This is a genomic window from Shewanella sp. W3-18-1, from assembly GCF_000015185.1.
Lineage (GTDB): Bacteria > Pseudomonadota > Gammaproteobacteria > Enterobacterales > Shewanellaceae > Shewanella > Shewanella putrefaciens.
The window spans coordinates 638,134-665,031 of sequence record NC_008750.1; the positions used below are offsets into that span (position 1 = coordinate 638,134).

Here is a 26,898-nt window from a genome sequence, read left to right on the forward strand (position 1 = left end):
ATGAAGCTGCGTCTATTGCTGATTGGGCTGCTGTGTTTTGCCTCTTTTGCTAGTTGGGCAGCACTCCTTCGGGTAACAGATACAGATTCACTCACCCTTGCCCTTAACAAAGCTCAAGCTGGTGACACCTTAGTGTTAGCCACTGGGGTGTATGAAGGCTCCTTTAAGGTGACGCAATCCATTTCGCTAAAGGGAGAAAGGGGCGCGACATTAGATGCACTGCGCCAAGGGAGTGCGCTGATTATTGAGGCGCCTCAGGTGAGTATTGAGGGGCTAAATATCCGCCATTGGGGACGGGATCTGTATTACCGTGATGCCGCTATTTTACTAAAACAAGGGGCGGATAATGTGCTGATTAAGGGGAATCGCTTGGTGGGTGATGGTTTTGGCATTTATGGCGAACAGCTAAACTCGCCCACCATCACGGACAATAGCATTAGTGGCAACGGTGCTATTTATGTGCTTGATCGGGGAGATGGTATTTATCTTAAGCATGTTAATTCGCCACAAATTGACCGAAATCAGCTGATTTTTGTCCGTGATGGTGTGTATTTAGAGTCTGTTACCCAAAGCCGCATTTATGAAAATCAATTCGCTAAGCTGCAATATGGCATTCACTACATGTATACCCAAGCCGACGAAGCGTGGCAAAACCAAGCGATTGCCGTCGATGGCGGTTATGCCCTAATGAATTCAACCCATATTTACCTGCACCACAACCGTGTTACCCAGGCGCGGGACTTTGGTATTTTGCTCAACATTACTGAGGCATCCTATGTGCAAGCCAATATTGCCAGCCAAATTCATAACCCTAAGGGTACTGTGGAGCTTGGCAATGAAGGGAAAGGTATTTTTATTTACGCCGCTCAACATAACCGTATTCAAGATAACGAGTTTAGCTACAGCGATACCGGGATCAGTATGGCCATGGGCGGAGAGGAAAATCGCCTTTGGCACAATCGTATTATAGCCAATCAAACCCAAGTCAAATATGTCGGTGAAAGCCAACTTGAATGGAGTTATCAGGGGCAGGGGAATTACTGGTCCGAATATCAGGGCTGGGATCTGAATGGCGATGGATTAGGGGATATTGCCCATAGGCCGAATGACAGTTTAGACAAACTGTTTTGGCTTTATCCTGAAGCCAAACTGTTGATGGAAAGCCCCGTTGTTTTACTACTGCGTTGGGTGGAACGTCAATTTCAGCCCCAAATGACGAGTGGTATAAGTGATAGTTTTCCCCTTATGCGGTCAAGTACTGTCTCACTGATTGATGGAGGTTCGCGATGAATTATCAGACTTTGACCTGCTCGTCGAATGCAAATGTTGTTAAAGCGATAAATGTCAGTAAAAGCTATGGCAAGTTTAAGGCGCTAGATGAGGTGAGTTTTGATGTGTTAGCGGGGCAAATGATTGCGCTTCTTGGCCACAATGGCGCGGGTAAATCTACGCTATTGAAATTGATTTTAGGGTTAGTGACCCCGTCAAAGGGGCAGATCCAAGTGCAAGGGCAAGATATGAGGTCGATGAATCTAAGGCAGCGTTTATCAATAGGTTATTTACCTGAAAATGTGAGTTTTTATGACAATATGACCGCCAATGAGCTACTGCGATATTTCGCTAAGCTTAAGGGCGTTGCCTTGCATAGAGTACATGAATTACTTGCTGAATTTGGTTTAGAGGCCGCTAAAGATAAGCGTTTGAGTACTTTTTCCAAGGGGATGCGGCAACGTCTTGGGCTCGCACAGGCGATATTGGCTGAGCCTAAAGTATTGCTGTTAGATGAACCGACAGTCGGCTTAGATCCTCTGGCATCGGCGTTTCTTTATCAAAAAATGGCGCAATTAAAGTCGCAGGGCTGTGCGATTATTATCAGTACCCATGAGCTAGGTTTAGTACAGGAAAATATGGATCGCGCCTTGATCTTAGGTCAAGGACATATGCTCGCCTCGGGTCATTTAACCTCCCTACGCGAGGCGACTGCGCTACCCGCATGTATTACCTTGCATGCCATCTCTAATGCACAAAGGCAGCAAGTGTTAGTCGATCCCGTATTAACCCCTTTCATATCGACTTCAACACCCCAAGGAATAAGGTTAAGCGTTCCTGTGGTACAAAAGTCTGTTGCATTAACGCATTTATTACAAACACTCAAGTTAGATACGCTTTCAGTCGAACCGCCCAGTTTGCAGGATATTTTTCATTACTACATGGATAAGGTTGATGCTCCGTCATCCCACACTTTATCGGCAGATATTTCACTGAGAACCAATCCCACAAAAGCATTAATGCAGCAGACCAAACGGGAGTGCGTGGCATGAAACAAGCGTGTGTTTTGCAGGAGAATGTCCATTTAAGTGCCATGAGCCTTATTGTCACTATTGCCGCAAAAGAGTTTAAGGATAATTTGCGTAACCGCTGGTTATGGATGATGACGGGAATATTGTTACTGCTCTCCTTGAGTGTCGGTTTTATGGGGAGTTCGATATCCGGTAGCTTAGTGATCTTCGAGCCTGCCCAGATCCTGTCGGGACTTGTGACCTTATCGGTATTTATGCTTCCCTTGGGCGCGATTCTATTGAGCTACGACAGTTTTGTTGGGGAAAAGGAATCCGGTACTTTGCTGTTACTGCTCACTTATCCGCTAGCCCGTTGGTATATTGTGTGTGGCAAATTGTTAGGCCATGCCAGTGTATTAGCCGTTGCCTGTATTTTGGGGTTTGGGATTACAGGGTTTATCTTGGGGATGCTTAGCGAGGTACACATTAGATTATCGATACTTATTGGATTTATCCATTTGATAAGTAGTGGAATTTTGTTATCACTGGTGTTTGTATTACTCGGTTACTGGATAAGCTTAATGGTAAGGGAAAAGGCCAAAGCCCTAGGCATATTGCTAGTGTTATGGTTTGCGCTAGTGCTGATATATGACTTAGTGTTGTTGACAGCATTAGTGGGATTGGCTGATACACTCAATCGCACTTTATTCAATGTGTTAATCCTACTAAACCCGAGCGATTTATTCCGCGCTTTAAATTTACTCGCAGGTCAATCAGAGACCTTAGCCGCTAAAAGTAGTCTCGCATTAATCGCACAAACTGGAATAGGGTTACCGTTAATGTATGGCTTATTAATGTGTTGGATTGGCCTATTACTGCTTGGGTGTTTTTGGATATTTAACCATCAAGACATTTAATTTAGCGATATCTCTATTAGTTTACATTTGTACTTATTAAACAATGACTAAACTGAGTATAGAGTCACACTCTTATATGTTGTTAAAAGGTAAAATAAACCATCTTGATTTGGTGATTGCATATCATCGTTTTCTTGGAAAGAAACAATGTCACATGATGATTGCATGTTGCTAATGTAATCAAACTTTATCAGTATTGGCTGATCTTTCAGGCGTTTAACATGCATAAAATCACATCATATTTAATGTTAGATGAACAGGCTAAGGAATTAGTCGATCATGTGAATGGCGCAACCATCAGTCTGACATTCTCTGAAACGGCGGTATTAGTTCTGCTGTTATCCTCCACGAAGGCCATTTTTACTAAGGAAGAATTGCTACAGGTAGGCTGGCCTGAAAGGGTGGTTGCTCCTACCTCTTTAACGCAATGTATTAGTACCTTACGTAAAAAACTTGAACCCTATACCGAAGTGCAACTTAAAACCGTGGCACGCCGTGGGTATCAGTTACATGTGTCTGAACAATCCCATGTAAAAATGTTGGCCATTAACGATGCCGATGCGATTCGCGATGCCATAGTCGGAGTATCCATTTGGACAAAAGTTGCAGGCATTTTGCTACTGTGTGTGATTTTAGGGGGGATCTGGTATGTGAGCGATCACCACGCTGTAGTGAAACGTATCGCGAAATGGCATGCCGATAAGTACATTAGTTTAAATATTGGCGGCACATTGGGCACAGCCCACATGCTTTATATCAGCGGTGAGGAACATTTACATCCTTCGTGGTGGCAAAAACATTTGGCGCCAGAAGGCAACCATATCAATAACCTTAACTATTTTAGTGCATTTGCTTCAACCGATGGTAAAAACTATTCGATGGCCATTTGCCCAGAGCTGGATGCCAAAGCCTGTAATGGCAATGGCATCATCAATATTACGGCGATAGATGCAAAACCTGCTGGATTGAATATGGCGGAGTTTATTCCGCTCAGTAAAAAGATGGAGCAACGCATTCGTTATAACCGCATTGTGCTTCCCATTGATGATAAGAGTTCTGGCGAATTACTTGAGCATAATTATCATGCCGATATCTATTTCCCTGTCGCGGGAGAGTTACTGGTTCGTACCGATCTCAGCATGTCGCTCGTCTATGAAGGGGAGAAAAAAGGCAAATTTTACTCCACCTCCTGCATCACAGATCAAGACTGTTTAACCACGCCAATTAAATACACCATTCGGGGGGAGTTTGAGCAATATCAAACCACTATAGATGAGTTAAAGGTCGATGTGTTTCATGTTAAAGTGCTGCAAAAAGAACTGACAAAACCGGATGAAGTGAGCCCTTCTGCCATGCACTTTTACCGTGAGATCCGTAAACATGATATCCGCGATGAAGATTTATTTTACTACCGCGTTTATCAAAATGAGCACACCGCTGTATGGATAGTCCCTCAAATGGGACAAGTTTTGGCTTGGACTCAGTACACCCAAGTGAAACTGTAAACACTAGGATTAAGGGAATGACAAACGCTGACCTTCACTATTTTTATGAACCCCAAAAGGGCCATGGATTACCCCATGATCCTTTAAATGCCATTATTGCTCCCCGTCCAATCGGTTGGATCTCATCACGCAGTGCAGCAGGACAGCGCAATCTCGCGCCTTACAGTTTTTTCAATTGTTTCAATTACAAACCACCCATCATAGGTTTTGCCAGCACAGGCTGGAAAGACAGTGTCGCTAATATTATCGAGACAGGGGAGTTTGTGTGGAACCTCACCACTCGCAGCCTTGCCGAGCAGATGAATCAAACTTCTGCCATGTTGCCACGCGGTCAAGATGAGTTTAGCTTTGCTGGGCTCACTGCCAAAGCGGGCACTATTGTTAAGGCCGATTTAGTGGCTGAAAGCCCAGTGAATTTTGAATGTAAATTGTCCCAATGTATCCAGTTAACCGCCGCTAATGGCGACAAGATTGATACTTGGTTAGTGTTAGGTGAAGTGGTGGCCGTGCATATTGCCAAGCATTTACTCAATGCCGAGGGGATTTATCAAACTGCCCTTGCCGAGCCCGTTTTACGTGCTGGTGGCCCATCCGCCTATTATGGGATCTCCGAAGCGTTACGTTTCGATTTGCATCGACCAGAAGTGTAGGGGGGGCTCAGGCGCCGCAGGGCTTTGGGTTTTCAAACTTCGTTTGAGTTTTGGGCATTAGTTTAACTTTTTAAATCAAAATCAAAATCTAAGTCTAAGTCAAAGTCGTGGGGCTTCACTCCACACCCGACCAAAAGGGAAAAAACGCCTATTCCCCTTTTGGAAATCCCCCGGCGTCCCTAGCGAAGTTACATGCATTGGTTAGTGGCTTCGTGCTTATTCGAAAATAGCTAACGCTTACGATGGGGCGTCCCTTCCCCCCGAAAGCTACGCAGACGTCCTGTCTGCGTCACGCGATTTTCTTCAACGCCCTTCAGCAACTTCGCAGGGGAAGGTGTATCTCTTGGTTTTGTGCGTTGTTTGTGAGTTTTGAAAAGTTGGCAAGATAATGAGCTTGACACTTTTGGCTATAAATTGAACTAGACAACATCGACTAAGTATTAGATTATCAAGAAAATTCAGTGGAATAATCTTCACTGGTTTGAGGCGATAAATGTGCATGCAGGTTATACAAGGGTTATAACTCAGAGTATTTCAACATACAGACGGAGTTAACATGAGTTGGATAATCGAAAATAAAGAATGGCTTTTCAGTGGGATTGCTATTGCAATACCACTGGCAGTCATCGGTTGGTTTTTTGTATCGAAGAATAATAAGCAAGTTCAAAAAGGTGGTAAGAACTCGACAAACATCCAGGTAGGAGGCAATTTTCACATAGGGAACGATAAAAATGACAAGTAGGCAAAGTCAGAAAGGTGGTGATAGTTCCACTAATATTCAAGCTGAACAGCTTGTAGTCAATATGGGAATTGATGAGAAGCGTGCTCGTGAAATTTATCAAGAGATGAATTTGCAACTAAAAAAGGAATACACTCACGAAGCCCTAAACATTGCGATTTCGAGGGTAGAAGAATTTGAAAATAGCTTAATGCTTAAAATGAATTCAGTTGAAGGCGCAATGCAAGCTTTCGCAGATCCCAGCTTCCAATTGCTACTTGTTGATGCCCAGAAAGCTGCCGCCGCAACAGAGAGAGCTGCAGATTACGACTTGCTATCTGAACTACTAGTTCACAGATTTAAGAAAGGTGAAAATCGCACTATACGTGCTGGAATTACTCGTGCAGTTGAAATTGTGGATGAAATCTCGGATGAAGCTTTGCTAGGTTTAACTGTTGCTCATTCTGTTACAACATTTGTTCCAGCTACAGGTGATATTAATATTGGCTTAGATATGCTCGATGGCCTGTTTGGTAAAATCCTTTACAATAAATTACCGAACGGCAATGAGTGGCTAGATCACTTAGATGTTCTTAATGCTGTTCGGGTAAATTCATTTGGTAGTTTGAAAAAAATGAAGCAATATTATCCTGAATCACTGTCAGTCTATGTAGACGTTGGTATCAAGAAAAATTCAGATAGTTACTCTCAAGCACTTGAAATACTGCGAATCAACAATTTGCCACATGATCTGCTGATTGAACATAGCTTAAGTGATGAGTTTGTAAGGCTGCCTTTTAGTGATAAGTCGCGAATTCAAGATACTATTTTGATTCAAAAACTTGTTTATAATGGCCTTACTCATACTGTTCCTGTGGCTTTATCTCCTGTTCAGTTGCAAGCGATAACTGATGTGTATGATCTCTATCTAAACGATGCACAAATAAAGCAACAAAATATCAACTCTTTTATGGAACAGTGGGAAAAGAGAGAAAATTTGAGACTGTTGCGCTCTTGGTGGGACTCTATAAATACTTCATTCCAATTAACTTCAGTAGGAAAGGTTTTAGCCCATTCTAATGCACAAAGGTGTGACAATCAGTTACCCCCGCTTAATTAATACCTAGAAATATGGATATCCAAACTCAATAGTGCTTCTGATGCATTACTGCCATTCTTATTCACTTTTGCTCCATTAACTATAGCGAGCACTGGTTGGAGGTAAAGCGCGCGGATTAGGTTATTTTTTATTTCGGTGATCGATTTTTTAGGATATTTCAATAGTTAAGGAGAGATGCGTGCCTTTTGATTTATAGGAAGAACAACTGAAAGAGCGGACAGGCATACATTTGATACCCACTTTGCGATTGAAAGATAAGGGGAAAGATCGGACAGGCACAGATCTTTGGGCACACTCTTTCCGGATTTACAGCCAGCACCGAGGCTACAGAAGTTAACCATCCCTTCGGAGTTGCCGCAGGGCGAGTAGGCAAATTGCGTGAGTTCGGTCATGGATGACCGACTAGCTTTCGCAGGTGCAGGGAAGCATCCTTCGGAAGCGATAGCAAATTTGCAGATGAGCACAAGGGGCTTTCAACTCCGTTGGGGGCGTCTTGGAGCATCCAAGGAGGATAGGACGAGCAGTCCTCCTTGGTCGGGTGTGGGGTGAAGCCCCACGACTTTGACTTTGATTTAAAATAACAAACGAAGTTTGGATATGTAGATTTTCTTGGCCGTCAGGCCGTATTTAAAGTGAAATACGGCGTAACGTAAAAACAAAACCCCAGTAAAAACTGGGGTTTATTATTTAAGCCTATGCTGACAAAGGTTAGCCTGCCAAGCTAACAAATTATTGCGTTATTTGATAAACGCGAACGCATCACCGTAGAGATGCGCTTCTTCTACGCCCATCTCACGGAAGATTTCCCGTGCCGCACCGACCATATCGAAACGGCCGGCGATATAGATGTCGTAACCATTTAAGCTGACAAAATCTAGTTTGATTTGCGCTAACAGATTGGCGGTTTTACCTTGCCAGTTGGCGGGGGCTTCTTCGATTACAGGGATAAAGTGTAACCAAGGGTGAGCGTCGTGCCACTGGCGGGCGATGGTTTCAAAATACATGGCATCTTGGGTGCGACAACCCCAATACAGCATCGTTTCAACCTGTTGGCCGAGGGCGATTTGGTGCTCGACGATACTCTTAATGTAAGAAAACCCAGTACCACCGGCGATTAATAGGCGAGGGCGTAGGCTTTCGTGGCGTAGGTGGGCTTCGCCACCTGGGGCTTCGATATCGATATGGCTACTGGTTTTTAAACGCTCAACCACTTGCATTGGATAGCTTTCGCTGACGGCGGCGCCAATATGTAATTCAATAAACTCGGCATTGGGCGCTGATGCGATAGAGAAGGGGCGTTTATCTTTATCACCCATAACAACACATAAGTATTGTCCCGCTTGAAAATCGAAGGCGGTTTCTGGCTTTAACAATACTTGATAAACGGCATCGTTAAATGGGCTTACTTTCTCTATCTTACAACGTATGGTTTTCATCAAACTTCCTTTGCACCTTTCTCAATGTGTTGTGTTTAAGGTGTCGCATTAGGGCCGTTAGCGGCCTATTTTCTTGGCTTAAGTCGGTACTTGAGACTCTGCTTAAGCTGCATTATAGGGTTGGGCTGTCGTCTATGCCTAACTCATCCCAGATTGAGTCGATCTTTTGTTTTACTTTTGGATCCATCACGATGGGCGTGCCCCATTCGCGATTAGTTTCACCTTCCCACTTATTGGTGGCATCGAGTCCCATTTTTGAGCCTAAGCCCGCAACGGGTGAGGCAAAATCGAGGTAGTCGATGGGGGTGTTTTCGATCATCACGGTATCGCGTTTAGGGTCCATGCGGGTGGTGATCGCCCAGATCACATCCTGCCAATCGCGGCAGTTCACATCTTCATCGACGATGACAATAAACTTAGTGTACATAAATTGGCGCAGGAAAGACCAAGCGCCCATCATCACTCGTTTGGCATGTCCCGGATATTGTTTGCGAATGGAGATCACTGCCATGCGGTACGAACAACCCTCAGGCGGCAGATAAAAGTCAACGATCTCAGGGTATTGCTTACGCAAAATCGGTACAAACACTTCGTTTAAGGCAACCCCCAGCATAGCGGGCTCATCCGGTGGACGGCCAGTGTAAGTGCTGTGGTAGATGGCATCTTTACGCTGCGTGATGTGGGTAACGGTAAATACTGGAAACTTATCGGTTTCGTTGTAGTAGCCCGTGTGATCGCCGTAGGGGCCTTCTTCCGCCAATTCCTCTGGGTCGATATAACCTTCGAGGATGATTTCACTGGTGGCGGGCACTTCTAAGTCACAGCTTAATGCTTTGCAGACTTCGGTGCGTTCACCGCGCAGTAAACCGGCAAAAGCATATTCGCTCATGGAATCGGGGACTGGGGTGACGGCACCTAAAATGGTTACAGGATCGGCGCCAAGTGCGACCACAACCGGATAGCGTTCACCGGGGAATTGCTCTTTAAAATCAGCAAAATCTAACGCGCCGCCACGGTGGGATAACCAGCGCATAATCAGCTTGTTTTTGCCCAGTAATTGTTGGCGATAAATACCTAAATTCTGGCGACTCTTACGCGGGCCTTTGGTGATGGTTAAGCCCCATGTCACCAGCGGTGCGACATCGCCCGGCCAGCAATGCTGAATAGGTAATTGGGTTAAGTCGACCTCATCGCCAGTTTTGATGATTTGTTGGCAAGGCGGATTACGCACTGTCTTTGGCGGCATATTCAAGGCTTGCTTGAACATAGGGATCTTAGCGATCGCGTCTTTAAAACCGCGTGGCGGCTCGGGCTCTTTTAAAAAGGCTAACAGTTCGCCCACTTCACGTAGGGCTAAAGGATCGTCTTTGCCGAGCGCCATAGCTACACGTTTTGGCGTACCAAACAGGTTTGCCAGCACGGGCATGTGGTGATTTTTGGGATTTTCAAACAAGAGTGCAGGGCCTTTAGCGCGCAGAACGCGATCGGCGATCTCTGTCATTTCTAAATGAGGATCAACTGGGTAGCTAATGCGTTTGAGTTCGCCATTGGCTTCTAAGTGATCAATAAAGCTGCGTAAATCCTTAAAACTCATGTGGAAATAGCCTCTGCAGTGAAAATCCATGTGGCGCGCACTATAGCATTTTTCTGTTTTAGGGTTAACCTATTCAGTGATCTTCAAGCTTTAGAAGCGTAAAATAAGCTTCCGTAGGCAATAGTCTAGCTCGCTTACGCTTTATCTTTCGAGGTGCTTATGAATATTCCCTTAGCGTTTACTCAAAAAAAGTGTTGCCAAAGTCAGCTCCATGGCGCTTATCAATGGCTGCGAAAGTGGGGGACTTGGTCGCTTGTGGGTGGGACTGCACTTTTGAGTGGGTTGTGTGTATCCGCCAATGCAGTTGCTGGAAATCGGGACTATTCGGATCACGTTGAGTCTTATGCTCAGTCTCGCGATAGCTATAGCCGTCATATCAATCATGCGGATCAACGCTATGATAAGCGTTACCGCCACAAACATAAGTATCGCTATTACAATCCATGGGGCTTGGGCCTAGGGTTGGGGTTAGCAACGGGATGGCATTCTGGCTGGAACCTTGGTTATGGTTGGAATACCCAGTGGAATAATGATTGGGGCTGGAATACTCGCTACCCATACTATCGTGAAGCTTATTTACGGGATAATTACGCCCGAGATTATCGCAATTCGCCTTATTCGAGCATTGGGTTTTCGATTCCAATGGCCTATGACGATCAAGTTGTTGCAGTTTCAACCCCTGTGCGGGTGACAACCAGTATGCAATATGCGCCAGGAGAAGGTCGGATGGTATCGAGTATGCCTGCGAGTGTTGGTAGCCAAACAAGCACTCCAGATAGTGCTTCAATTCAACAGCGCCGTGCCCGTACCGTGTCTACTTTGCCAACCAATGCCAGAATAGTGCAGCAGGATGGCCGTACTCTTTACGAGTGGCAAGGTATACTTTATGCCTTTGATTGGAATAGTAAAACCTACCAAGAACAGTTCCGTCAATAAGATTTCAAATCTTGATAGAAATTTGCTTTTTTCTTTTAAAAGAATAAAGCACTCTGTACTCGATTATGAATAGTGCTAGATTGTTATAAAATTTTTAAGCGTTTATTGGGCAGTAATTATGGATTTAGATATCTTATCTTGTTAATTTTGATATTTTGTACTCATTGCCCATTATTATAGAGCACAAAAAAATATTCTTTTGGAGTGATTAATAACTCATTACTATAAATCGGAGAAGCTTTTTCTCGGTGAGAGAATGAATTTACATTTTTTGGACTCGATGATTAATCAACAACCAAAACAAATTTGTTCTGAGTCTGTCATGAGGGGTTAACGTGCTATCTCGGCTCATTATATGAACAAGGTGAGTTCGAAAAATGTTAGCGATCTCGCGCTGGCTTTTTTTCAGTATAAATATTCAAGTTATTTACTATTTTTTGTCGTTAACATTTTATAGGATATTGTTGTGTTTAATGATTTTAAAGTTCAACTCAGCACTTTTGACTGGAATGGCGTTTCAGGCCTAACCAACATCTTAATGGTTTTCCTTACAGCTTTATTGCTATATAGCCTCCGTCAAGGTTCTAAAAATATTAAAGAGTCAGCTCTTTCTCGTGATGCAGACATTCTGCGTTGGGCTATGGCAGAAATGGATATATTAAAGCCCGCTATTCGTGTGCTTACGAACGCCCACAAGCGCGTGGCTTATTGTCAATGTAGTGAGGGCGGCCATACTACTAAAGAGTTCGCATGCAACTGGACTTCGGAAGAGCTCACCGCTGCGCAGGACGTGAGCGTGAAATTGCAGAGAATTGGCTATATGGCGCTACATAATTTGATTTCCCGTAATCATTTTATGAATGTTTGGGGACCTATGTATTTGTCTACTTGGTACTCACTGGAGCCTTGGGTTAAACATAAGCGACTCGAACTAGATGAACCTCTAACTATTGAAGATGGGGCATATTCTCGGATGTATTTGGAGCAATTTGCACAGTATTGTGAAGCTAATATGCCCGAAGTGTTAGTGAACAATGAGCGTCGTCGTTTTAATTTGCCAGAAATGATAGTTAAGAAGCCAAGAATATCGAAAAATATTAAAAAGCACTTCAGACGTTCCAATGAAAAACTCGATATCTAAATTACTCTAATAAATTTCAGAACTATTCGTATACAGGGTGCTTGTCAATTACTCTCACTTGGTTAGCCGCGTTGTATGCTGATATCGGCGATATAGCCATGCGCTGTGGCAACTAAGGCTTGTTTGAGCATAGTTGCTGCTTCATCTGCCGACATAAAGCTTGAGGTATCCAAAGTTTTACCGCTACTGGGCCAAAAGCCTGTATCCATGCCTCCGGGATACACGGCAATCAACTTCATCGGGCTGTGCTTTAATTCCAAACGTACCGACTCGATAAATCCTCGTACCGCCCATTTTGCGGCGCAATAAGTCGACTCTCCGGCCTTAGCTGCAAGTGCTGCGGTAGACATGACGATGACGAGAGTGATGGCTTGATCTTTATAGCGTTTTATTAATTCCCGCACCAATAGAATGGTCGATGTAATATTGTTATTTAAAAGCGCTTGGATAGCGTTCACATCTTGGGTTTCAATCGGGCCAAAGTAGCCACTACCTGCACAGTGGATAACGGTTTTGGGGATTGCAGTGAGACTATCAAATAGACTGTTAACGCTCTGTACATCCGCTAAATTTGCAGCCACCGCTGCAATGGGTCGGTTTGAGAATGGTGTCAGAGCATTGGCGACGGTATGCAGCCGCTCAGCATTACGCCCTGTGAGTGTCAGTGGTTCATTCTCTTTGGCGTAGAGTGCCGCGAGAGCTGCACCTAGTCCGCTGCTAGCGCCAGTAATTAATATCATTTTGACCTCGTTAATTCAGGCTATGGGTCACTCAAAATAGCCTAATGCTTGGCGTTAGCCCTTAAGTTGTTTAATGGCCGCCGACAGTGCAAACTCATAACCCTGAGCACCAAAACCGCAAATCACGCCTATCGCCTTATCGGAAAAATAGGAATGGTGGCGGAAGGCTTCACGGGCATGCACATTGGATAAATGCACTTCAAAAAAAGGAATTGCCACCCCAAGCATGGCATCACGCAGGGCGACACTGGTATGGGTAAAGGCGGCGGGGTTGATAATGATCATCTGCGCATCGGTCGCATGAATCGCATTGATTAGCTCAAATTCGGCGTTGGACTGAATATGCTCGAGCTCGACTCCCGCCTGTTGCGCCTGCTGGTTTAGCGTTGCCACTATATCGGCTAAGGTTTGATGACCATAAACGCTGGGCTCGCGGCGGCCTAAGAGGTTGAGATTAGGGCCATTAACGAGCAAAATTTTGTGACTCATTGCGCTTTCCTTCACGAACATGCCTTGGGATTAATGCAGGGATAAATGGATTTCAGTTTTGCATATAGGCCACTAACTTAACCTGTTCAAATCGATTTTGCATTATCTGTTATTAAAGTTAATAGTCACTCTTCTGTTGACGCATGGCCTTAGTGGCACCTTTTTGTTTCTTGGTTTCTAATCGACGCGTTTGGCTGCCCTTAGTGGCGCGGGTGGGGATGCGTTTTTTCTGCACTTCACCGACACTGGCAACTAAGGCGATAAATTGCTCCAAGGCGGTTTGGCGGTTGGCATCTTGGCTGCGGCTCGCTTGGCATTTGATAATGATTTTGCCGCTTTTAGTGATGCGGTGATCCGCCTTGTTGAGTAAGCGTTCTTGGTAAAACTCGGGTAATGATGAGCTTTTAATATCGAAAATCAGCTGCGCAGCGGTGGACACTTTATTTAAGTGCTGGCCGCCTGCACCACTCGAACGGATAAATTGCCACTCGATTTCATTTTCCTGAAGTTCCACACGGTTTGAGATTTTTATCATGGCAAACTTAGGCATTTTTCAGCATGGATTGAGAAGCCATCAATAATGACTTATGGCTTTCCAATAGATTTGTTATCATCGGGCGCATTCTTTGCCGCTGCATTGGCTAAAGCCATTGCCTGCAAAAGTGTTCTCGATTCGGAGTGCCTCTATGTTATGCCAAATCCCCGATATTGCTAAGGGTGTTATCAGTCTTTTTGCCAGTGGCCGACTATCCTCCACCGATTATCGGACCCGTTTACAGCCAGCGATTAAGAGCTATCGTAAGGATTGGGGCCAAGTTTGCCTGTATATTGAGGCGGATGTGTTACTCGAGGGCTGGGAATTTGAGTCGCTGACCGGCAGTGGTGAAGTTCAGTTACCGAATTTTGAAGCGCTAGTGTTTGTGGGTGGCCCTGATTGGGTGGGAAATGCGCTGCGCTTACTTGGGCCTTTTATGCAGGGCGAAGTGGCTTGGTTTCCGCTTGAACAGAAAGCCAAAGCGATTGCTTGGATCACTAAGCGTTCGAATAATTAATTGCCTAAGATGGGCTTTGTTTATAAGGAATTAAATATGTCTTTGTTGAAATCTCTGGCGGTCAAGCCTTTATGCACCAAACTGGGTGCCATTGCGTACGTTATCGCTTTTACGGCTGGGCTGAGTGCCTGTGCGCCAGAAGTGGGTAGCGATGCTTGGTGTAAACAGATGAAAAATAAGCCATCTGGCGATTGGACTGCTAACGAAGCTGCTGATTACGCTAAGCACTGTGTATTTAAGTAAGTTGAGTGGTAATAGATCACAGCTTGGCGGCTTTTGCTTGCGGGCTGTGAACTTATGTTTATGATACGGGTCAGATGTTCCGTTATCCGTTATTTGCTATAGGTGATATTTGAATTCTACCGCTAAGCCATTTTTTACTCGAATGGTGACCCTACTGATAGCCATTATCGTGCTGCAATTTGCTGGCGCTAATTTGGGTGCGCATCAGTTACATGCGGGCAATGGTGCGGAAGAAGCTGAGAATCACCCCCATCTGCAATTTAGTGCTCAAGTGACCACTTTGACCCAATGTATTGAGTGTGTTTGTCCAAGCGAGCAAGCCTTAGGCTTTGCGGACTCCACGGGTTTAACCAGTCATCACGCGGGTGAAAACCAAAGCAACGGATTTCATTCCCACTTAGTGAAAACCACTGAAATACAAGATTTTGATCTATGCCTCGATTGCCAATGCCATGGCGGTCATGTGGCGCTGTTATCTCAGGCAGTGAGTCAGCCTGTACAGGCGTTAGAAAGCGTCTATCTGCCTACCGATGTATCCTATTTCCCGCCTGATAATTTACCTAAAGATCGTCCTCCTATCGCTTAATTCTCCAATATTCTGCTTATTTCTCGGCCTAGGACGATTGAGTCATCTGATTGGATCTCATTCTATTTGACCGCGTGATAAGCCCGTTATGTTCATCCCCCAAAAGATACGCTTGAACTGATGCTCAGCAGCGTTAACTGTTGGAGCCGTCATCGGCCTTTTAGCCGCGTACTGTATTGCTTGGCGGGATGATTCGATCGGCGCTTATTTGCCATGCCCAGAACGATATGATTGCTTTGCATTGAGCTATTGAAATCAAGCTCACATCTAGCCGTTTCGCTTTGGGCGCAAAAGTCAGCCGATCCACATTCGATATTGTTAGGATTTGCGATGAAAAAAACGATTCTCGCCCGTACTTTAGTTTGTCTGTTTAGATCGGGCTTGTTTAGCTGCGGATTAGTATTGGCCGCCGGATTGGTAGCCTTTGCCCTCGCGGCAGAAAATGACTCTCTTGAAGTCGACGTCCTGGAAGTCAAGGTCCTTGAAACCAAAGCCTCTGAAGCTAATGCCCCTGAAATCAAAGCCTCTGAAGTTGAGGCATTTAAGGCGCAATCACTGGGTTTACCCGCCAAAGAAACCGACACGGCACATGTCAACTTTGGCCAATGGTTGCCTGAGTTACTCACACAGTTCAATCAGTTACCTGAGGTTCAGGCGCAACTTGTAAGGCAGCAACAGGCCAAACTGGCCATTCAGGCGGCAGATCGCGCTGTGTATAACCCAGAGCTTGGGCTTAATTATCAAAATGCTGATACAGATGCCTACAGCTTAGGGCTGAGTCAAACCCTCGATTGGGGCGACAAGCGCGGCGTGGCGACAAAGCGTGCCGAGCTTGAAGCGCAAATCCTGTTAGCGGACATAGGGTTAGAGCGTAGCCAAATGTTGGCCGAACGCTTACTGGCCTTGGCAGAACAGGCGCAAAGCCGTAAGGCGCTGACCTTTGCCGAGCAGCAATTAAGGTTCACCAAGGCGCAGCTCAATATTGCTGAGCAGCGATTGGCGGCGGGGGATTTATCCAACGTCGAGCTGCAATTGATACAACTCGAAGTCGCCTCTAACACTGCCGACTACGCCTTAGCCGAGCAGGTGGCCTTAGTGGCCGATGGCAAAGTAATTGAATTACTGGGGGATAATAATTTCGCTTTTAGTGAATTTATCAAGGAGATCCATTTCTTTGTGACTCAGGCTAAGCAAGCGCCAGCGGCCGAGTTGGGCACCTCTAAATCAGCCTTGCCAGCCCTGGCGAGTGCTTATCAGCAAGTGCTGCTCGCCAGAGTTAATGTCATGCAAGTCAAAGCGGAAGCTTCAGCTGACCCGACTATTAGCCTAGGCGCTGAAAAGGAGGGCACGGACAATAAGCTCGGTGTCGGCGTGTCGATTCCTCTACAAGTTCGCAATAACTACAGTGAGTTGCAAGCCGTAGCCGATAAGGGCATCGCTATCGCGGAGCAAGGCTATCTTGCCCGTGAGCGAGTACTTACCGCTAAGCAGAAACAATTCCTCTATGCGTTACCGCGTTTACTCGAACGTTACCAAGACTGGCGCGAGTTAGTGCAAGTGTCAGGTGCTAAAGCCGCTAAATCCTTAAGCCAACAATGGCAGGCGGGGGATGTGAGTACTAGCGAGTACTTACAGAGCCGTCGTCAGTTGGCCGCCAGTTATTTGGTGGGGTTGAACCTAGAAACGGCTATCTATCAAAGTTGGTTAACTTGGATGGGCGAAAGCGGCCAGCTTATGCCTTTTATCGAAAAGCTCATTATAGAAAAGCTAAATGCAGCTCCTTCGATAACATCTAATGCCGCCGCACGCACAGTAAACCCATGAGGTCACAATAATGAATTCAAATACTCACCACGAAAATATCCTTCAACTGGATGCTGTAATGACGCCTGAAAAGCGTCGGTTTAACCTATCAAAAATTGCGCTCGCATTATTCGTGCTGAGCACGCTGGCATTTCTCGCTCAGCCTGTATTGGCTGGCGGTGATCACGCCCCCGTCGCTAAGGAAAGCGGCGATTCGGTAACGCAAATGGCGTCGACGGATGAACACGGCGAACAGGCGCTGAAATTGACCGAAGCGCAGCAAGCCCTGGCGGGGATTAGCTTGTTACCTTTGTCGAGCGATAGCTTGAATATCGCCAATTTGAATCTGGATATCAGGGCGACGGCGACCTTAGTGGTGGATCGCGATCGAACCGCGACCCTTGCGCCGCAGCTCGATGTGCGCGTGTTGGCGCGCCATGTGGTGCCGGGACAAGAAGTGAAAAAAGGTGAGCCTTTACTTACCTTGGGTGGCGCAGCCGTTGCGCAGGCACAGGCGGACTACATTAATGCCGCTGCCGAATGGAGTCGAGTCAAACGCATGAGTGAAGGTGCGGTTAGCGTCAGTCGGCGGATGCAGGCGCAGGTGGATGCCGAACTTAAACGGGCAATTTTAGAGGCCATTAAGATGACGCCCGCGCAAATTCGTGCACTGGAATCGACACCCGAAGCCATAGGCAGTTATCAACTCTTAGCGCCAATTGACGGCCGAGTGCAGCAGGATATCGCCATGCTAGGTCAAGTGTTTAGCGCGGGCACACCATTAATGCAACTGACCGATGAATCCTATTTATGGGTTGAGGCGCAGTTAACCCCAACTCAAACTACGCATATCCAGGTTGGCAGTTCAGCTTTAGTGCAAGTAGGGGATAAGACGTTGGCAGGTAAGATCATAGGTCGCTCCCATGAACTCGACAGCGTAACGCGCACCGAGCAAGTGCTGGTGAGTATGCACAATCCTGATCATGTGTTGCATGCGGGGCAATTTGCTGAATTGTACTTTGCTGGCTCTACTACCGATCCAAACGGCAGTGGCATAGTGCTGCCCGATGCGGCGTTGACCCGTGGCGGCGATGGCGATTGGCAGATTTTTATTCAAGATGAGGATGGCTTCGAGTCCATTGAGGTAGAAGTGGTGCAGCGTCAACGCGGTCTGAGTCTAGTGCGTGGACCTGAGCTTGAAAAAGCCAAACAGGCACAGCGCAATGTCGTGGTGGCTGGCGCGTTCTTCTTGGCATCCGAGCAGGCGAAAGCGGGCTTTGATATTCACGCCCACTAATATGAGCGCCCTCATTTTGGAGATTTTCTATGTTGCAAAAGTTAATCGAAGCCGCGATTAAAAATCGGCTGTTAGTGGTATTGGCTCTGCTCGCCGTGATTGTGGGCTGTGTGGCCATGCTGCCAAAATTGAATCTCGATGCCTTTCCCGATGTGACTAACGTGCAAGTGACCATCAATACTGCGGCCGAAGGCTTAGCCGCAGAAGAGGTGGAAAAGCTCATCAGTTATCCGGTGGAATCGGCCATGTACGCCCTCCCTGCGGTGATTGAGGTGCGCTCGTTATCGCGTACTGGTTTGTCGATTGTGACTGTGGTATTTGCCGAGGGGACAGATATTTACTTCGCTCGTCAGCAAGTGTTTGAACAGTTGCAGGCGGCGCGGGAGATGATCCCAAGCGGCGTCGGAGTGCCTGAAATCGGCCCGAATACTTCGGGATTAGGGCAGATTTATCAGTATATTCTGCGCGCAGAACCTAACTCTGGCATTAATGCCGCCGAGCTGCGTAGCTTAAATGATTATCTGGTGAAGTTGATATTGATGCCCGTGGGCGGCGTGACTGAAGTCTTGTCTTTTGGTGGCTATGTGCGCCAATACCAAGTGCAGGTCGAGCCGAATAAACTGCGTGCCTATGGCTTGTCGATGGCGCAAGTTACCGAGGCATTAGAGAGCAATAACCGTAACGCTGGCGGTTGGTTTATGGACCAAGGCCAAGAGCAACTTGTGGTGCGCGGTTACGGCATGTTGCCCGCAGGAGACGTGGGATTAGCGGCGATCGCGCAGATCCCTCTGACCGAAGCCAGCGGTACGCCAGTGCGTATTGGCGATATCGCTCAGGTGGATTTCGGTAGCGAGATCCGTGTCGGGGCTGTGACTATGACGCGCCGTGATGAAGCTGGTCAAGTGCAAAATCTCGGTGAAGTGGTGGCTGGTGTCGTGCTCAAACGTATGGGGGCTAACACTAAGGCGACGATTGACGATATTGGTGCGCGGGTGAGCCTTATTGAGCAGGCATTGCCCGATGGCGTGTCCTTTGAGGTGTTTTATGACCAAGCGGATCTGGTCGATAAGGCTGTGACCACAGTGCGCGATGCGCTGCTAATGGCCTTTGTGTTTATCGTGGTGATCTTGGCGTTGTTCCTCGTCAATATGCGCGCGACCTTGTTGGTGTTGCTGTCGATTCCAGTGTCTATCGGGCTCGCACTTATGGTGATGTCCTATTATGGATTGTCGGCAAACCTGATGTCGCTCGGCGGTTTAGCTGTGGCTATTGGTATGTTAGTCGATGGCTCTGTGGTGATGGTGGAGAACATTTTCAAACACTTAACCCAGCCCGATCGTCGACATTTGCAAGAGGCAAGAACTCGGGCGGACGGTGAAATAGATCCATATCATAGCGATGAGGACGGTGGTCAGCAGGCCAATATGGCTGTGCGCATCATGCTCGCGGCAAAAGAGGTGTGTAGTCCAATCTTCTTCGCCACCGCCATAATTATCGTCGTATTTGCGCCATTATTTGCCCTTGAAGGGGTTGAGGGCAAATTGTTCCAGCCGATGGCGGTCAGTATCATTTTGGCAATGATATCGGCGCTGCTGGTGGCGCTGATTGCCGTGCCAGCCCTTGCCGTGTATCTGTTTAAGCGCGGTGTGCTGCTTAAACAAAGTGTGATTTTAGCGCCACTGGATGCCGCTTATCGCAAGTTACTGACGGCAACGCTTGCTAGGCCAAAGGTGGTGATGCTCAGCGCCTTGGTGATGTTCGGCTTGAGTCTATTATTGCTACCAAGGCTGGGTACCGAATTTGTGCCTGAACTGGAGGAAGGCACGATTAACTTAAGGGTCACGCTGGCACCAACGGCGAGTTTAGGTACTTCGCTCCAAGTCGCACCTAAGCTTGAAGCCATCTTGCTGGAGTTTCCAGAGGTGGAATATGCCCTGAGCCGCATTGGTGCGCCTGAACTGGGCGGCGATCCCGAGCCTGTGAGTAATATTGAAGTCTATATTGGCTTGAAACCGATAGCAGAGTGGCAGTCGGCAAGCTCGCGCTTGGAACTGCAACGCTTGATGGAGGAAAAACTCAGCGTGTTCCCTGGACTCTTGCTGACTTTCTCGCAGCCGATTGCGACTCGGGTAGATGAATTACTTTCGGGGGTAAAAGCCCAGTTAGCGATTAAAATCTTCGGCCCTGATTTAGCAGTATTGTCACAGAAAGGCCAAGCACTTACCGATCTCGTCACGAAAATTCCCGGTGCCGTGGATGTGTCGCTTGAGCAAGTGAGCGGCGAGGCGCAATTGGTCGTGCGGCCAAAACGCGAGTTATTGGCGCGTTACGGCATCAGTGTTGATCAAGTGATGAGCCTCGTCAGCCAAGGTATTGGCGGCACGAGTGCAGGGCAAGTGATCGATGGCAATGCCAGATACGATATCAATGTGCGACTCGCGGCCGAGTTTCGCCAAAGCCCTGATGCGATTAAAGACTTATTACTTAGTGGTACAAATGGCGCCACAGTGCGCTTAGGGGAAGTCGCTAGCGTCGAAGTGGAAATGGCGCCGCCGAATATTCGCCGTGACGATGTGCAGCGCCGTGTTGTGGTGCAGGCCAACGTGGCAGGACGCGATATGGGCTCGGTCGTGAAAGATATTTATGCCCTAGTGCCAAAGGCGGATTTACCTGCGGGATATACAGTGATCATTGGCGGCCAATATGAGAACCAGCAGCGAGCGCAGCAGAAGTTGATGCTAGTGGTGCCGATTTCTATCGCCTTGATTGCTTTGCTGTTGTACTTCTCCTTTGGTTCATTCAAGCAAGTGTTGCTCATCATGGCGAACGTGCCCTTAGCTTTGATTGGCGGCATAGTGGCCCTGTATGTCAGTGGTACTTATTTATCTGTGCCTAGCTCTATTGGTTTTATCACCTTATTTGGGGTGGCGGTGCTCAACGGTGTGGTGCTGGTGGATTCGATTAATCAGCGCAGGCAAAGCGGCGAAGCACTCTATGATTGTGTTTATGAGGGCACAGTTGGGCGCTTGCGCCCCGTATTGATGACGGCACTGACCTCAGCCTTAGGTTTGATCCCTATTTTATTGTCATCGGGTGTCGGCAGTGAGATCCAAAAGCCCTTGGCAGTGGTGATTATCGGTGGCTTGTTTAGCTCGACGGCGCTGACCTTACTCGTCTTGCCGACCTTGTATCGCTGGCTATATCGCGGCGATAAGCGCATTGATGAGCTTGATTCGCTACAGATTAGCCACAAGTAAGCCGTCATCGTAGGCAATAACTGGTTATGTTTCGGGTTATTGCCTTCGTTGTAGACAGGGTTATCAGATTGACTAAAACTCTAAAAATCAGTGAGCTAAATAGCGATAGATAGGCTAGTCTTAGGGTCGACATTAAGGACATTCATTTCTGGAGAACATTATGATCGCGGTAATTTTTGAAGTCATCCCGACAAAGGAAGGGAAGGAAGAGTATCTGCACGTGGCGGCTGAAATGCGCCAATATTTAGAAGGCCGTAAGGGACTGATCTCGATCGAACGTTTTCAGAGTTTAACCGACGATGGCAAAGTGCTGAGTTTGTCGTTTTGGGAAGACCAAGCTTCGATCACCCAATGGCGTAATCAGATGGCTCACAGCATTGCCGAGCAAACGGGTATAGTGCCTTGTTTGTTTAACTCCTATCGCATTCGGGTGGCCGAAGTGGTGCAAGATTACAGTGAAACTGTACACATTGAAGCTGAGTAATCACTTATCTCGCTGAGGTAAAGAACAAAACCCATCTCTAGAGATGGGTTTTTTATGCGTGACACTTAAGTTTGAGATTATTTTTCTTGTTGAGCTTTCAATAGATCGCGAATTTCAGACAACAACTCTTCTTCTTTGGTCGGTGTGGGTGGTGCTTTAGGCGCTTCTTCTTCCTTACGTTTTAGGGTGTTAATGGCTTTTAACCCCATAAAAATCGCGAAGGCGATAATCGTAAAGTCGATAACGGTTTGAATAAATTTGCCATAGGCAATCACCACAGAAGGCGCATCACCTTGGGCTGCCTGAAGCACTATGCTCAAATCACTAAAATTCACACCACCTAGGATGATACCAATCGGTGGCATGATGACATCGGCCACGAAGGACGAGACGATTTTGCCGAATGCGGCACCTATGATGATACCAACGGCCATATCGATCACATTGCCGCGGGACGCAAAAGCCTTGAACTCTTTAATTAAGCTCATTAGGTTTTCTCCAAAATTAAGATTAAATGTTGAGTTTTACTTTGCTAACGATATCAGGAAAACCCAAGGTCTTTTTCACCCTGTTAGCTTTTCAAGCTTATAGAGGCTTGTGAATTAAGGCAATTCAGACATTCTTTAACGGCAAAAAAGCATGTTAGACTGCGTCCGATTTAAGCCATTCTGGGGAGAAAGTATCACGTGCATTGGAATAATCTAACTTTTAACCAATTAGATATTAATATGCTGTATGACATATTAAAACTTAGAGTTGATGTGTTTGTCGTCGAGCAGGCCTGTGCGTATCCAGAGCTTGACGATAAGGATAGGCACCCAGAAACCCAGCATTTATTTGGCTTATCGCCTGACGGGGAACTGCTTGCCTACGCGCGCATTTTGCCGCCGGGATTGAGTTATCCAGAGGCGAGTATTGGTCGTGTGGTGGTATCGCCAGCGGGACGAGGCAAAGGACTGGCAATGCCTTTAATGCAGCAAGCCATTGAATCAGCACTGACGACATGGCCCGATGCGGGGATCCAAATTGGCGCCCAAGATTACCTCAAAGCTTTCTATCAAAAACTCGGCTTTGTCGCCTGCTCTGAGATGTATTTAGAAGATGGTATTCCCCATTTAGATATGCGCTATCAATCAGCATAAGCGGCTATCAATAAGAGTTATCTACATCAATTATCAACATAAGCATTCAACATTAAGCCAATAAGGAACTGAGATGTCGACTTCAACGGACTATAGAATCAATCAACAACAAATTGCCTGCGTGGCGAGTTTTCTGGCTAAAGAGGGCAAAACCGAAGCGCTAATCGCTGCGCTCGCGAGCCTTATTCCTGATACGCGCCGCGAAGCGGGTTGTATTCGTTACGAGCTCAATGTGAGCCGTGATGAGCCGCGCCGCGTGACGTTTGTAGAAAAGTTTGTCGATATTACCGCCTTCGATGAACACTGCGCTAAAGACGCGATTCAACATTATTTCCATCAAGTGATGCCCGAATTGGTTGAGTCATATCATGTAGAAACTTACCACCAAATTATTGCTTAGTGCTAGGGCGTGCTAATTCCACTTAAGCTGACTTTCATCGTAGACACATATAGCGTCCGCATAAAGGCACTACAGCAGGCTGTGCGCTAACTATCTTCATACGAGTGGCTCATTATTTGAGTGGGCCAGCTCGCTTCATTCCTCGATTCTCAGCCAAGAATTTGCTCGAACGAATACAAGGTCATTTCAAAATATTAACTGGCCCTCGTAATAGGCAAATTTAAGTAAGCAAATAATCACTTTATAGCGCATCATGTTGCTGTATCTACCTAAAGCTCGACTAGGGATTAGGTGGAACTCTCAAGGTGAAAATCCTGCAATGCTGTATCTCCAAGGAAATAATATGAAACGGGTTAGCGTATTAGGTGATTGCGATAAGTGTAAAAAAACTGAGGAAATGTTCAAAGATATATCAGAGGAAATGGCCGTCGATCTGATCGTTAAAAAAGATACTGATCCACAGAGTTTAGTGAAATTTAAAGTAACAAAAACTCCCGCAGTCGTTATCGATGGGGAGCTAGTGCATAGCGGTTCAGTGCCGAGTAGAGCCGATATCGAAGAATGGCTGCGAGACTAACACAGCTAGAATGAATGCTGGGATCATATTCAATGCAAAAGCGTTGCAGAATTGTGCGGTACATAAGTCAGTGTATACACTATGTTATGTTGAGTGCATGGTTTGGAATCTTTCCCCTATCGGCGGCTGACCCAGCACAGTCCATCGGCAAAGTACTAGAACGAGAGACCCGTTGGCAAAATCCAGATTATATCCGCCAAGCTTTCAGTCATATTGCGTTAAATAATGAATATGACACTTATAAACACAGAGTTCGTAAATGGCAGGTACCAATACGGGTTTTTATTGAACATCAAGTTGCCGATGGTGCTCTGCACACTCAATTAGTGCAGATGCATTTAAGCCATTTAACGGAGATTACGGGTCACGATATTCGCTTAGTCGATTCGCTTGAAAAGGCTAATTTGCACTTAGTATTTACCCGTCAATCCCTGTGGGCGAATGAGATAGTGCGCTTAATGGGGCAAAGTGCTGTGCAAAATATCCATGGTTCAGTTTGCATGGCAAAATTTGCCCTCAATTCTTTGCAGCAAATTGAACGTGCTTGGATCATCATTCCCGTCGATCAAGCAAAAATGCACGGTAAGTTAGTGGCTTGTATTGTGGAAGAAATGACCCAAGTACTTGGATTACCCAATGACTCAGAAAAAGTGTTTCCCTCCATTTTTAACGATAAAACCCAGCAGGATTTGCTCACAGGGCTGGATTTTATTCTCCTAAAACTACTCTATAGTCCACTGATTCACGCTGGGATGACAGCCGCTGAGGTTGAACAACCTTTGTTGAACTTGCTCATCCAATGGCAGCATGATGGCACAATTATGAATGCCGATAAAATGGTGCGACAAGGTAAATTGTACCCCTTACTCGGCTATTAACTACTGTGTGTTACTCCTAAAGTTGACATTACTCGTATGTGATTAATTAATCCTTTTTGTTTTAGGAATAAGGGCATAGTCTATCTTTAATAAGAGGTAAACACGGTGGAGGGACACTATGCGAATGACACTGCAGTTTTTAGGGGCAACGAGAGAAGTGACAGGTTCGTGCCATTTACTCTCGGTCGATCATGAACATTTATTACTCGATTGTGGGTTGATACAGGGCGGTAAAGAAGATGAATTGCGTAATCACGACCCTTTCACTTTCGAGCCCGAGTCTATTTCCGCTGTCGTGCTGAGTCATGCCCATATCGATCACTCTGGACGTTTACCTCTGTTAGTCAAATCGGGGTTTGATGGGCCTATTTATACTCATAAAGCGACGGCTGAACTTTGTGCCATTATGCTTAAAGATGCTGCTATGCTGCAGAGCAGAGATACGGAACGTACTAATAAAAAACGGACTAAGCACGATCTTGAGCCTTTAGAACCCTTATTTACCGTTGAAGATGTCGAACAAGTGATGAGGCAATTTATTCCCTTAGAATACGGCCAAGTGATAAACGTGATCCCCCATGTGGATATTTGTTTGTCGGATGCGGGGCATATTTTAGGTTCGGCTTTAGTTGAAATTTGGTTAGGTGAAGGTAAGTCGCAGAAAAAAATTGTTTTCAGTGGTGATCTTGGCCGTGCAGGTATGCCGATTTTACATAATCCAACCTTAGTTGATACGGCCGATTTAGTGCTAATGGAAAGTACCTATGGTGATCGTTTTCACCGGAGTTGGACTGATACCTTAGCAGAGTTGAAAGCCATTTTTACGAAGGCGGTGACAGAAAGCCACGGTAATATTTTGTTACCCGCATTCTCAGTCGGACGAGCACAAGAGTTACTCTATCTTTTTCATTTATATGCCAAGGAATGGGATCTATCCCGTTGGAGAATTTGCCTTGATAGCCCAATGGCGATTGAAGCGACTCGCGTCTATGTTAATAACTACCAGTTGATGGATGAAGACTTTAAGCATTTTACTCGCCAGTCACCAGGGAAGCATCCACTGCTGTCAAACGTTGAATTTATTCAAACCACCGAAGAATCAATAGCATTAAATGATATACACAAGGGGCTGATTATTATTGCAGGGAGCGGGATGTGTAATGGTGGGCGTATTCGTAGCCATTTTGAACATAATCTATGGCGCCCTGAATGTGATGTGATTATTTGTGGCTATCAAGCCAGAGGCACTCCTGGGCGTGCTTTAGTCGATGGCGCAGAAGAGCTAACCATTCACGGTAACAGTATTAAAGTCGCCGCTAAGCTACATACGGTAGGTGGGCTATCTGCCCATGCGGATCAGGCTGAGTTATTACATTGGTATCACCACTTTGATGATCAGCCCCCCTTAGTTCTCGTCCATGGCGAACCCGAGGCACAGCAGGGGTTAGTCGATGTCATTAACCAAGATCCTAAAACTAGACCTAAGGATATTGCGATAGCTGCATATGGTGATAAGTTGGATTTAACTGCATTGCCGCGGTTAATGTGGATCACCTCTTAAGTTTATGCCCTTCTTTGTAACGCCCTATTTAGTAAGAATAGGGCGTCTTATTTGCTTATAAATCAACGCGCCTTAGGTATGGTACCGAATAAA

General features: G+C 46.2%; 27 protein-coding genes. 21 read left to right on the forward strand and 6 right to left on the reverse strand.

The genetic code is table 11. The features are described 5' to 3' along the window. The 7 genes from nosD to SPUTW3181_RS03050 all read left to right on the forward strand — a co-directional run bounded on the left by nosD (position 1) and on the right by SPUTW3181_RS03050 (position 7,189). Positions 1-1,290, forward strand: a complete 1,290-nt coding sequence (nosD, locus tag SPUTW3181_RS03015) for a nitrous oxide reductase family maturation protein NosD (RefSeq protein ID WP_041407943.1) — start codon at positions 1-3, stop codon at positions 1,288-1,290. Continuing rightward, on the forward strand, positions 1,287-2,321 hold the full coding sequence (locus tag SPUTW3181_RS03020) for an ABC transporter ATP-binding protein (protein ID WP_011787966.1): 1,035 nt from the start codon (positions 1,287-1,289) through the stop codon (positions 2,319-2,321). The genes nosD and SPUTW3181_RS03020 overlap by 4 nt, the downstream gene beginning before the upstream one ends. Further along, positions 2,318-3,196 (forward strand): ABC transporter permease, encoded by an 879-nt coding sequence (locus SPUTW3181_RS03025; protein WP_011787967.1) that lies wholly within the window; start codon positions 2,318-2,320, stop codon positions 3,194-3,196. The genes SPUTW3181_RS03020 and SPUTW3181_RS03025 overlap by 4 nt, the downstream gene beginning before the upstream one ends. A gap of 221 nt (positions 3,197-3,417) precedes the next feature. Continuing rightward, on the forward strand, positions 3,418-4,701 hold the full coding sequence (locus SPUTW3181_RS03035; RefSeq protein ID WP_011787968.1) for a winged helix-turn-helix domain-containing protein: 1,284 nt from the start codon (positions 3,418-3,420) through the stop codon (positions 4,699-4,701). Between the two features lie 17 nt (positions 4,702-4,718). After that, positions 4,719-5,351 (forward strand): flavin reductase family protein, encoded by a 633-nt coding sequence (locus SPUTW3181_RS03040; protein ID WP_011787969.1) that lies wholly within the window; start codon positions 4,719-4,721, stop codon positions 5,349-5,351. A 556-nt stretch (positions 5,352-5,907) separates the two neighbouring features. Then, positions 5,908-6,093, forward strand: coding sequence for a hypothetical protein (locus SPUTW3181_RS03045; protein WP_041407946.1), 186 nt, complete (start codon positions 5,908-5,910; stop codon positions 6,091-6,093). Further along, positions 6,083-7,189, forward strand: a complete 1,107-nt coding sequence (locus tag SPUTW3181_RS03050) for an LPO_1073/Vpar_1526 family protein (RefSeq protein ID WP_011787970.1) — start codon at positions 6,083-6,085, stop codon at positions 7,187-7,189. Before SPUTW3181_RS03045 ends, SPUTW3181_RS03050 begins: the two co-directional genes overlap by 11 nt. A gap of 737 nt (positions 7,190-7,926) precedes the next feature. Here SPUTW3181_RS03050 and fre read toward each other — a convergent pair. Beyond that, positions 7,927-8,625: an NAD(P)H-flavin reductase gene (fre, locus tag SPUTW3181_RS03055; RefSeq protein ID WP_011787971.1), complete on the reverse strand. Its 699-nt coding sequence runs from the start codon at positions 8,623-8,625 to the stop codon at positions 7,927-7,929. A gap of 112 nt (positions 8,626-8,737) precedes the next feature. Next, on the reverse strand, positions 8,738-10,219 hold the full coding sequence (gene ubiD, locus SPUTW3181_RS03060) for a 4-hydroxy-3-polyprenylbenzoate decarboxylase (RefSeq protein ID WP_011787972.1): 1,482 nt from the start codon (positions 10,217-10,219) through the stop codon (positions 8,738-8,740). Positions 10,220-10,378: 159 nt separating this feature from the next. Here ubiD and SPUTW3181_RS03065 point away from each other — a divergent pair, with 159 nt between their 5' ends. Both SPUTW3181_RS03065 and SPUTW3181_RS03070 read left to right on the forward strand, forming a co-directional pair. Beyond that, positions 10,379-11,155 (forward strand): hypothetical protein, encoded by a 777-nt coding sequence (locus tag SPUTW3181_RS03065; RefSeq protein WP_011787973.1) that lies wholly within the window; start codon positions 10,379-10,381, stop codon positions 11,153-11,155. Positions 11,156-11,621: 466 nt separating this feature from the next. After that, positions 11,622-12,296: a hypothetical protein gene (locus tag SPUTW3181_RS03070; protein ID WP_011787974.1), complete on the forward strand. Its 675-nt coding sequence runs from the start codon at positions 11,622-11,624 to the stop codon at positions 12,294-12,296. 62 nt (positions 12,297-12,358) lie between these two features. Here the strand turns inward: SPUTW3181_RS03070 and SPUTW3181_RS03075 are convergent, their stop codons facing one another. From SPUTW3181_RS03075 to arfB, 3 genes are all read right to left on the reverse strand, one after another. Continuing rightward, a complete protein-coding gene (locus tag SPUTW3181_RS03075; protein WP_011787975.1) occupies positions 12,359-13,036 on the reverse strand; it encodes an SDR family NAD(P)-dependent oxidoreductase in 678 nt (225 codons plus the stop codon). Between the two features lie 54 nt (positions 13,037-13,090). Further along, positions 13,091-13,525, reverse strand: a complete 435-nt coding sequence (aroQ, locus tag SPUTW3181_RS03080) for a type II 3-dehydroquinate dehydratase (protein ID WP_011787976.1) — start codon at positions 13,523-13,525, stop codon at positions 13,091-13,093. A gap of 118 nt (positions 13,526-13,643) precedes the next feature. Beyond that, a complete protein-coding gene (gene arfB / locus SPUTW3181_RS03085) occupies positions 13,644-14,075 on the reverse strand; it encodes an alternative ribosome rescue aminoacyl-tRNA hydrolase ArfB (protein WP_011787977.1) in 432 nt (143 codons plus the stop codon). Between the two features lie 136 nt (positions 14,076-14,211). Here arfB and SPUTW3181_RS03090 point away from each other — a divergent pair, with 136 nt between their 5' ends. From SPUTW3181_RS03090 to SPUTW3181_RS03120, 7 genes are all read left to right on the forward strand, one after another. Then, positions 14,212-14,577, forward strand: coding sequence for an STAS/SEC14 domain-containing protein (locus SPUTW3181_RS03090; protein WP_011787978.1), 366 nt, complete (start codon positions 14,212-14,214; stop codon positions 14,575-14,577). A 36-nt stretch (positions 14,578-14,613) separates the two neighbouring features. Continuing rightward, positions 14,614-14,820, forward strand: coding sequence for a DUF3012 domain-containing protein (locus tag SPUTW3181_RS03095; RefSeq protein WP_011787979.1), 207 nt, complete (start codon positions 14,614-14,616; stop codon positions 14,818-14,820). Positions 14,821-14,962: 142 nt separating this feature from the next. Next, positions 14,963-15,406, forward strand: coding sequence for a hypothetical protein (locus SPUTW3181_RS03100; protein WP_011787980.1), 444 nt, complete (start codon positions 14,963-14,965; stop codon positions 15,404-15,406). A 330-nt stretch (positions 15,407-15,736) separates the two neighbouring features. Next, positions 15,737-17,230 carry a TolC family protein gene (locus SPUTW3181_RS03105; protein ID WP_011787981.1) on the forward strand — a complete coding sequence of 498 codons (1,494 nt, stop codon included), beginning with the start codon at positions 15,737-15,739 and terminating at the stop codon, positions 17,228-17,230. Between the two features lie 10 nt (positions 17,231-17,240). Further along, a complete protein-coding gene (locus SPUTW3181_RS03110) occupies positions 17,241-18,506 on the forward strand; it encodes an efflux RND transporter periplasmic adaptor subunit (RefSeq protein WP_011787982.1) in 1,266 nt (421 codons plus the stop codon). 29 nt (positions 18,507-18,535) lie between these two features. Then, entirely contained in the window at positions 18,536-21,763 is a 3,228-nt protein-coding gene (locus SPUTW3181_RS03115) for an efflux RND transporter permease subunit (RefSeq protein WP_011787983.1), read from the forward strand. Positions 21,764-21,923: 160 nt separating this feature from the next. After that, positions 21,924-22,247 (forward strand): antibiotic biosynthesis monooxygenase family protein, encoded by a 324-nt coding sequence (locus SPUTW3181_RS03120; protein WP_006084266.1) that lies wholly within the window; start codon positions 21,924-21,926, stop codon positions 22,245-22,247. Between the two features lie 77 nt (positions 22,248-22,324). On the opposite strand, the gene mscL is transcribed toward SPUTW3181_RS03120, so the two are convergent. Continuing rightward, positions 22,325-22,735: a large-conductance mechanosensitive channel protein MscL gene (gene mscL, locus SPUTW3181_RS03125; RefSeq protein WP_011787984.1), complete on the reverse strand. Its 411-nt coding sequence runs from the start codon at positions 22,733-22,735 to the stop codon at positions 22,325-22,327. 198 nt (positions 22,736-22,933) lie between these two features. On the opposite strand from mscL, the gene SPUTW3181_RS03130 reads away from it, so the two are divergent. From SPUTW3181_RS03130 to SPUTW3181_RS03150, 5 genes are all read left to right on the forward strand, one after another. Next, positions 22,934-23,389 carry a GNAT family N-acetyltransferase gene (locus SPUTW3181_RS03130; RefSeq protein WP_011787985.1) on the forward strand — a complete coding sequence of 152 codons (456 nt, stop codon included), beginning with the start codon at positions 22,934-22,936 and terminating at the stop codon, positions 23,387-23,389. Between the two features lie 73 nt (positions 23,390-23,462). Continuing rightward, on the forward strand, positions 23,463-23,789 hold the full coding sequence (locus SPUTW3181_RS03135; RefSeq protein WP_011787986.1) for a putative quinol monooxygenase: 327 nt from the start codon (positions 23,463-23,465) through the stop codon (positions 23,787-23,789). A gap of 343 nt (positions 23,790-24,132) precedes the next feature. Next, the gene (locus tag SPUTW3181_RS03140; protein WP_014611382.1) at positions 24,133-24,366 is read left to right on the forward strand and encodes a thioredoxin family protein; all 234 of its coding nucleotides are present in this window, start codon (positions 24,133-24,135) and stop codon (positions 24,364-24,366) included. 86 nt (positions 24,367-24,452) lie between these two features. Beyond that, entirely contained in the window at positions 24,453-25,244 is a 792-nt protein-coding gene (locus SPUTW3181_RS03145; protein WP_373973548.1) for a DUF2927 domain-containing protein, read from the forward strand. A 118-nt stretch (positions 25,245-25,362) separates the two neighbouring features. Continuing rightward, the gene (locus SPUTW3181_RS03150; RefSeq protein WP_041407950.1) at positions 25,363-26,805 is read left to right on the forward strand and encodes an MBL fold metallo-hydrolase RNA specificity domain-containing protein; all 1,443 of its coding nucleotides are present in this window, start codon (positions 25,363-25,365) and stop codon (positions 26,803-26,805) included. Positions 26,806-26,898: the final 93 nt, after the last annotated feature.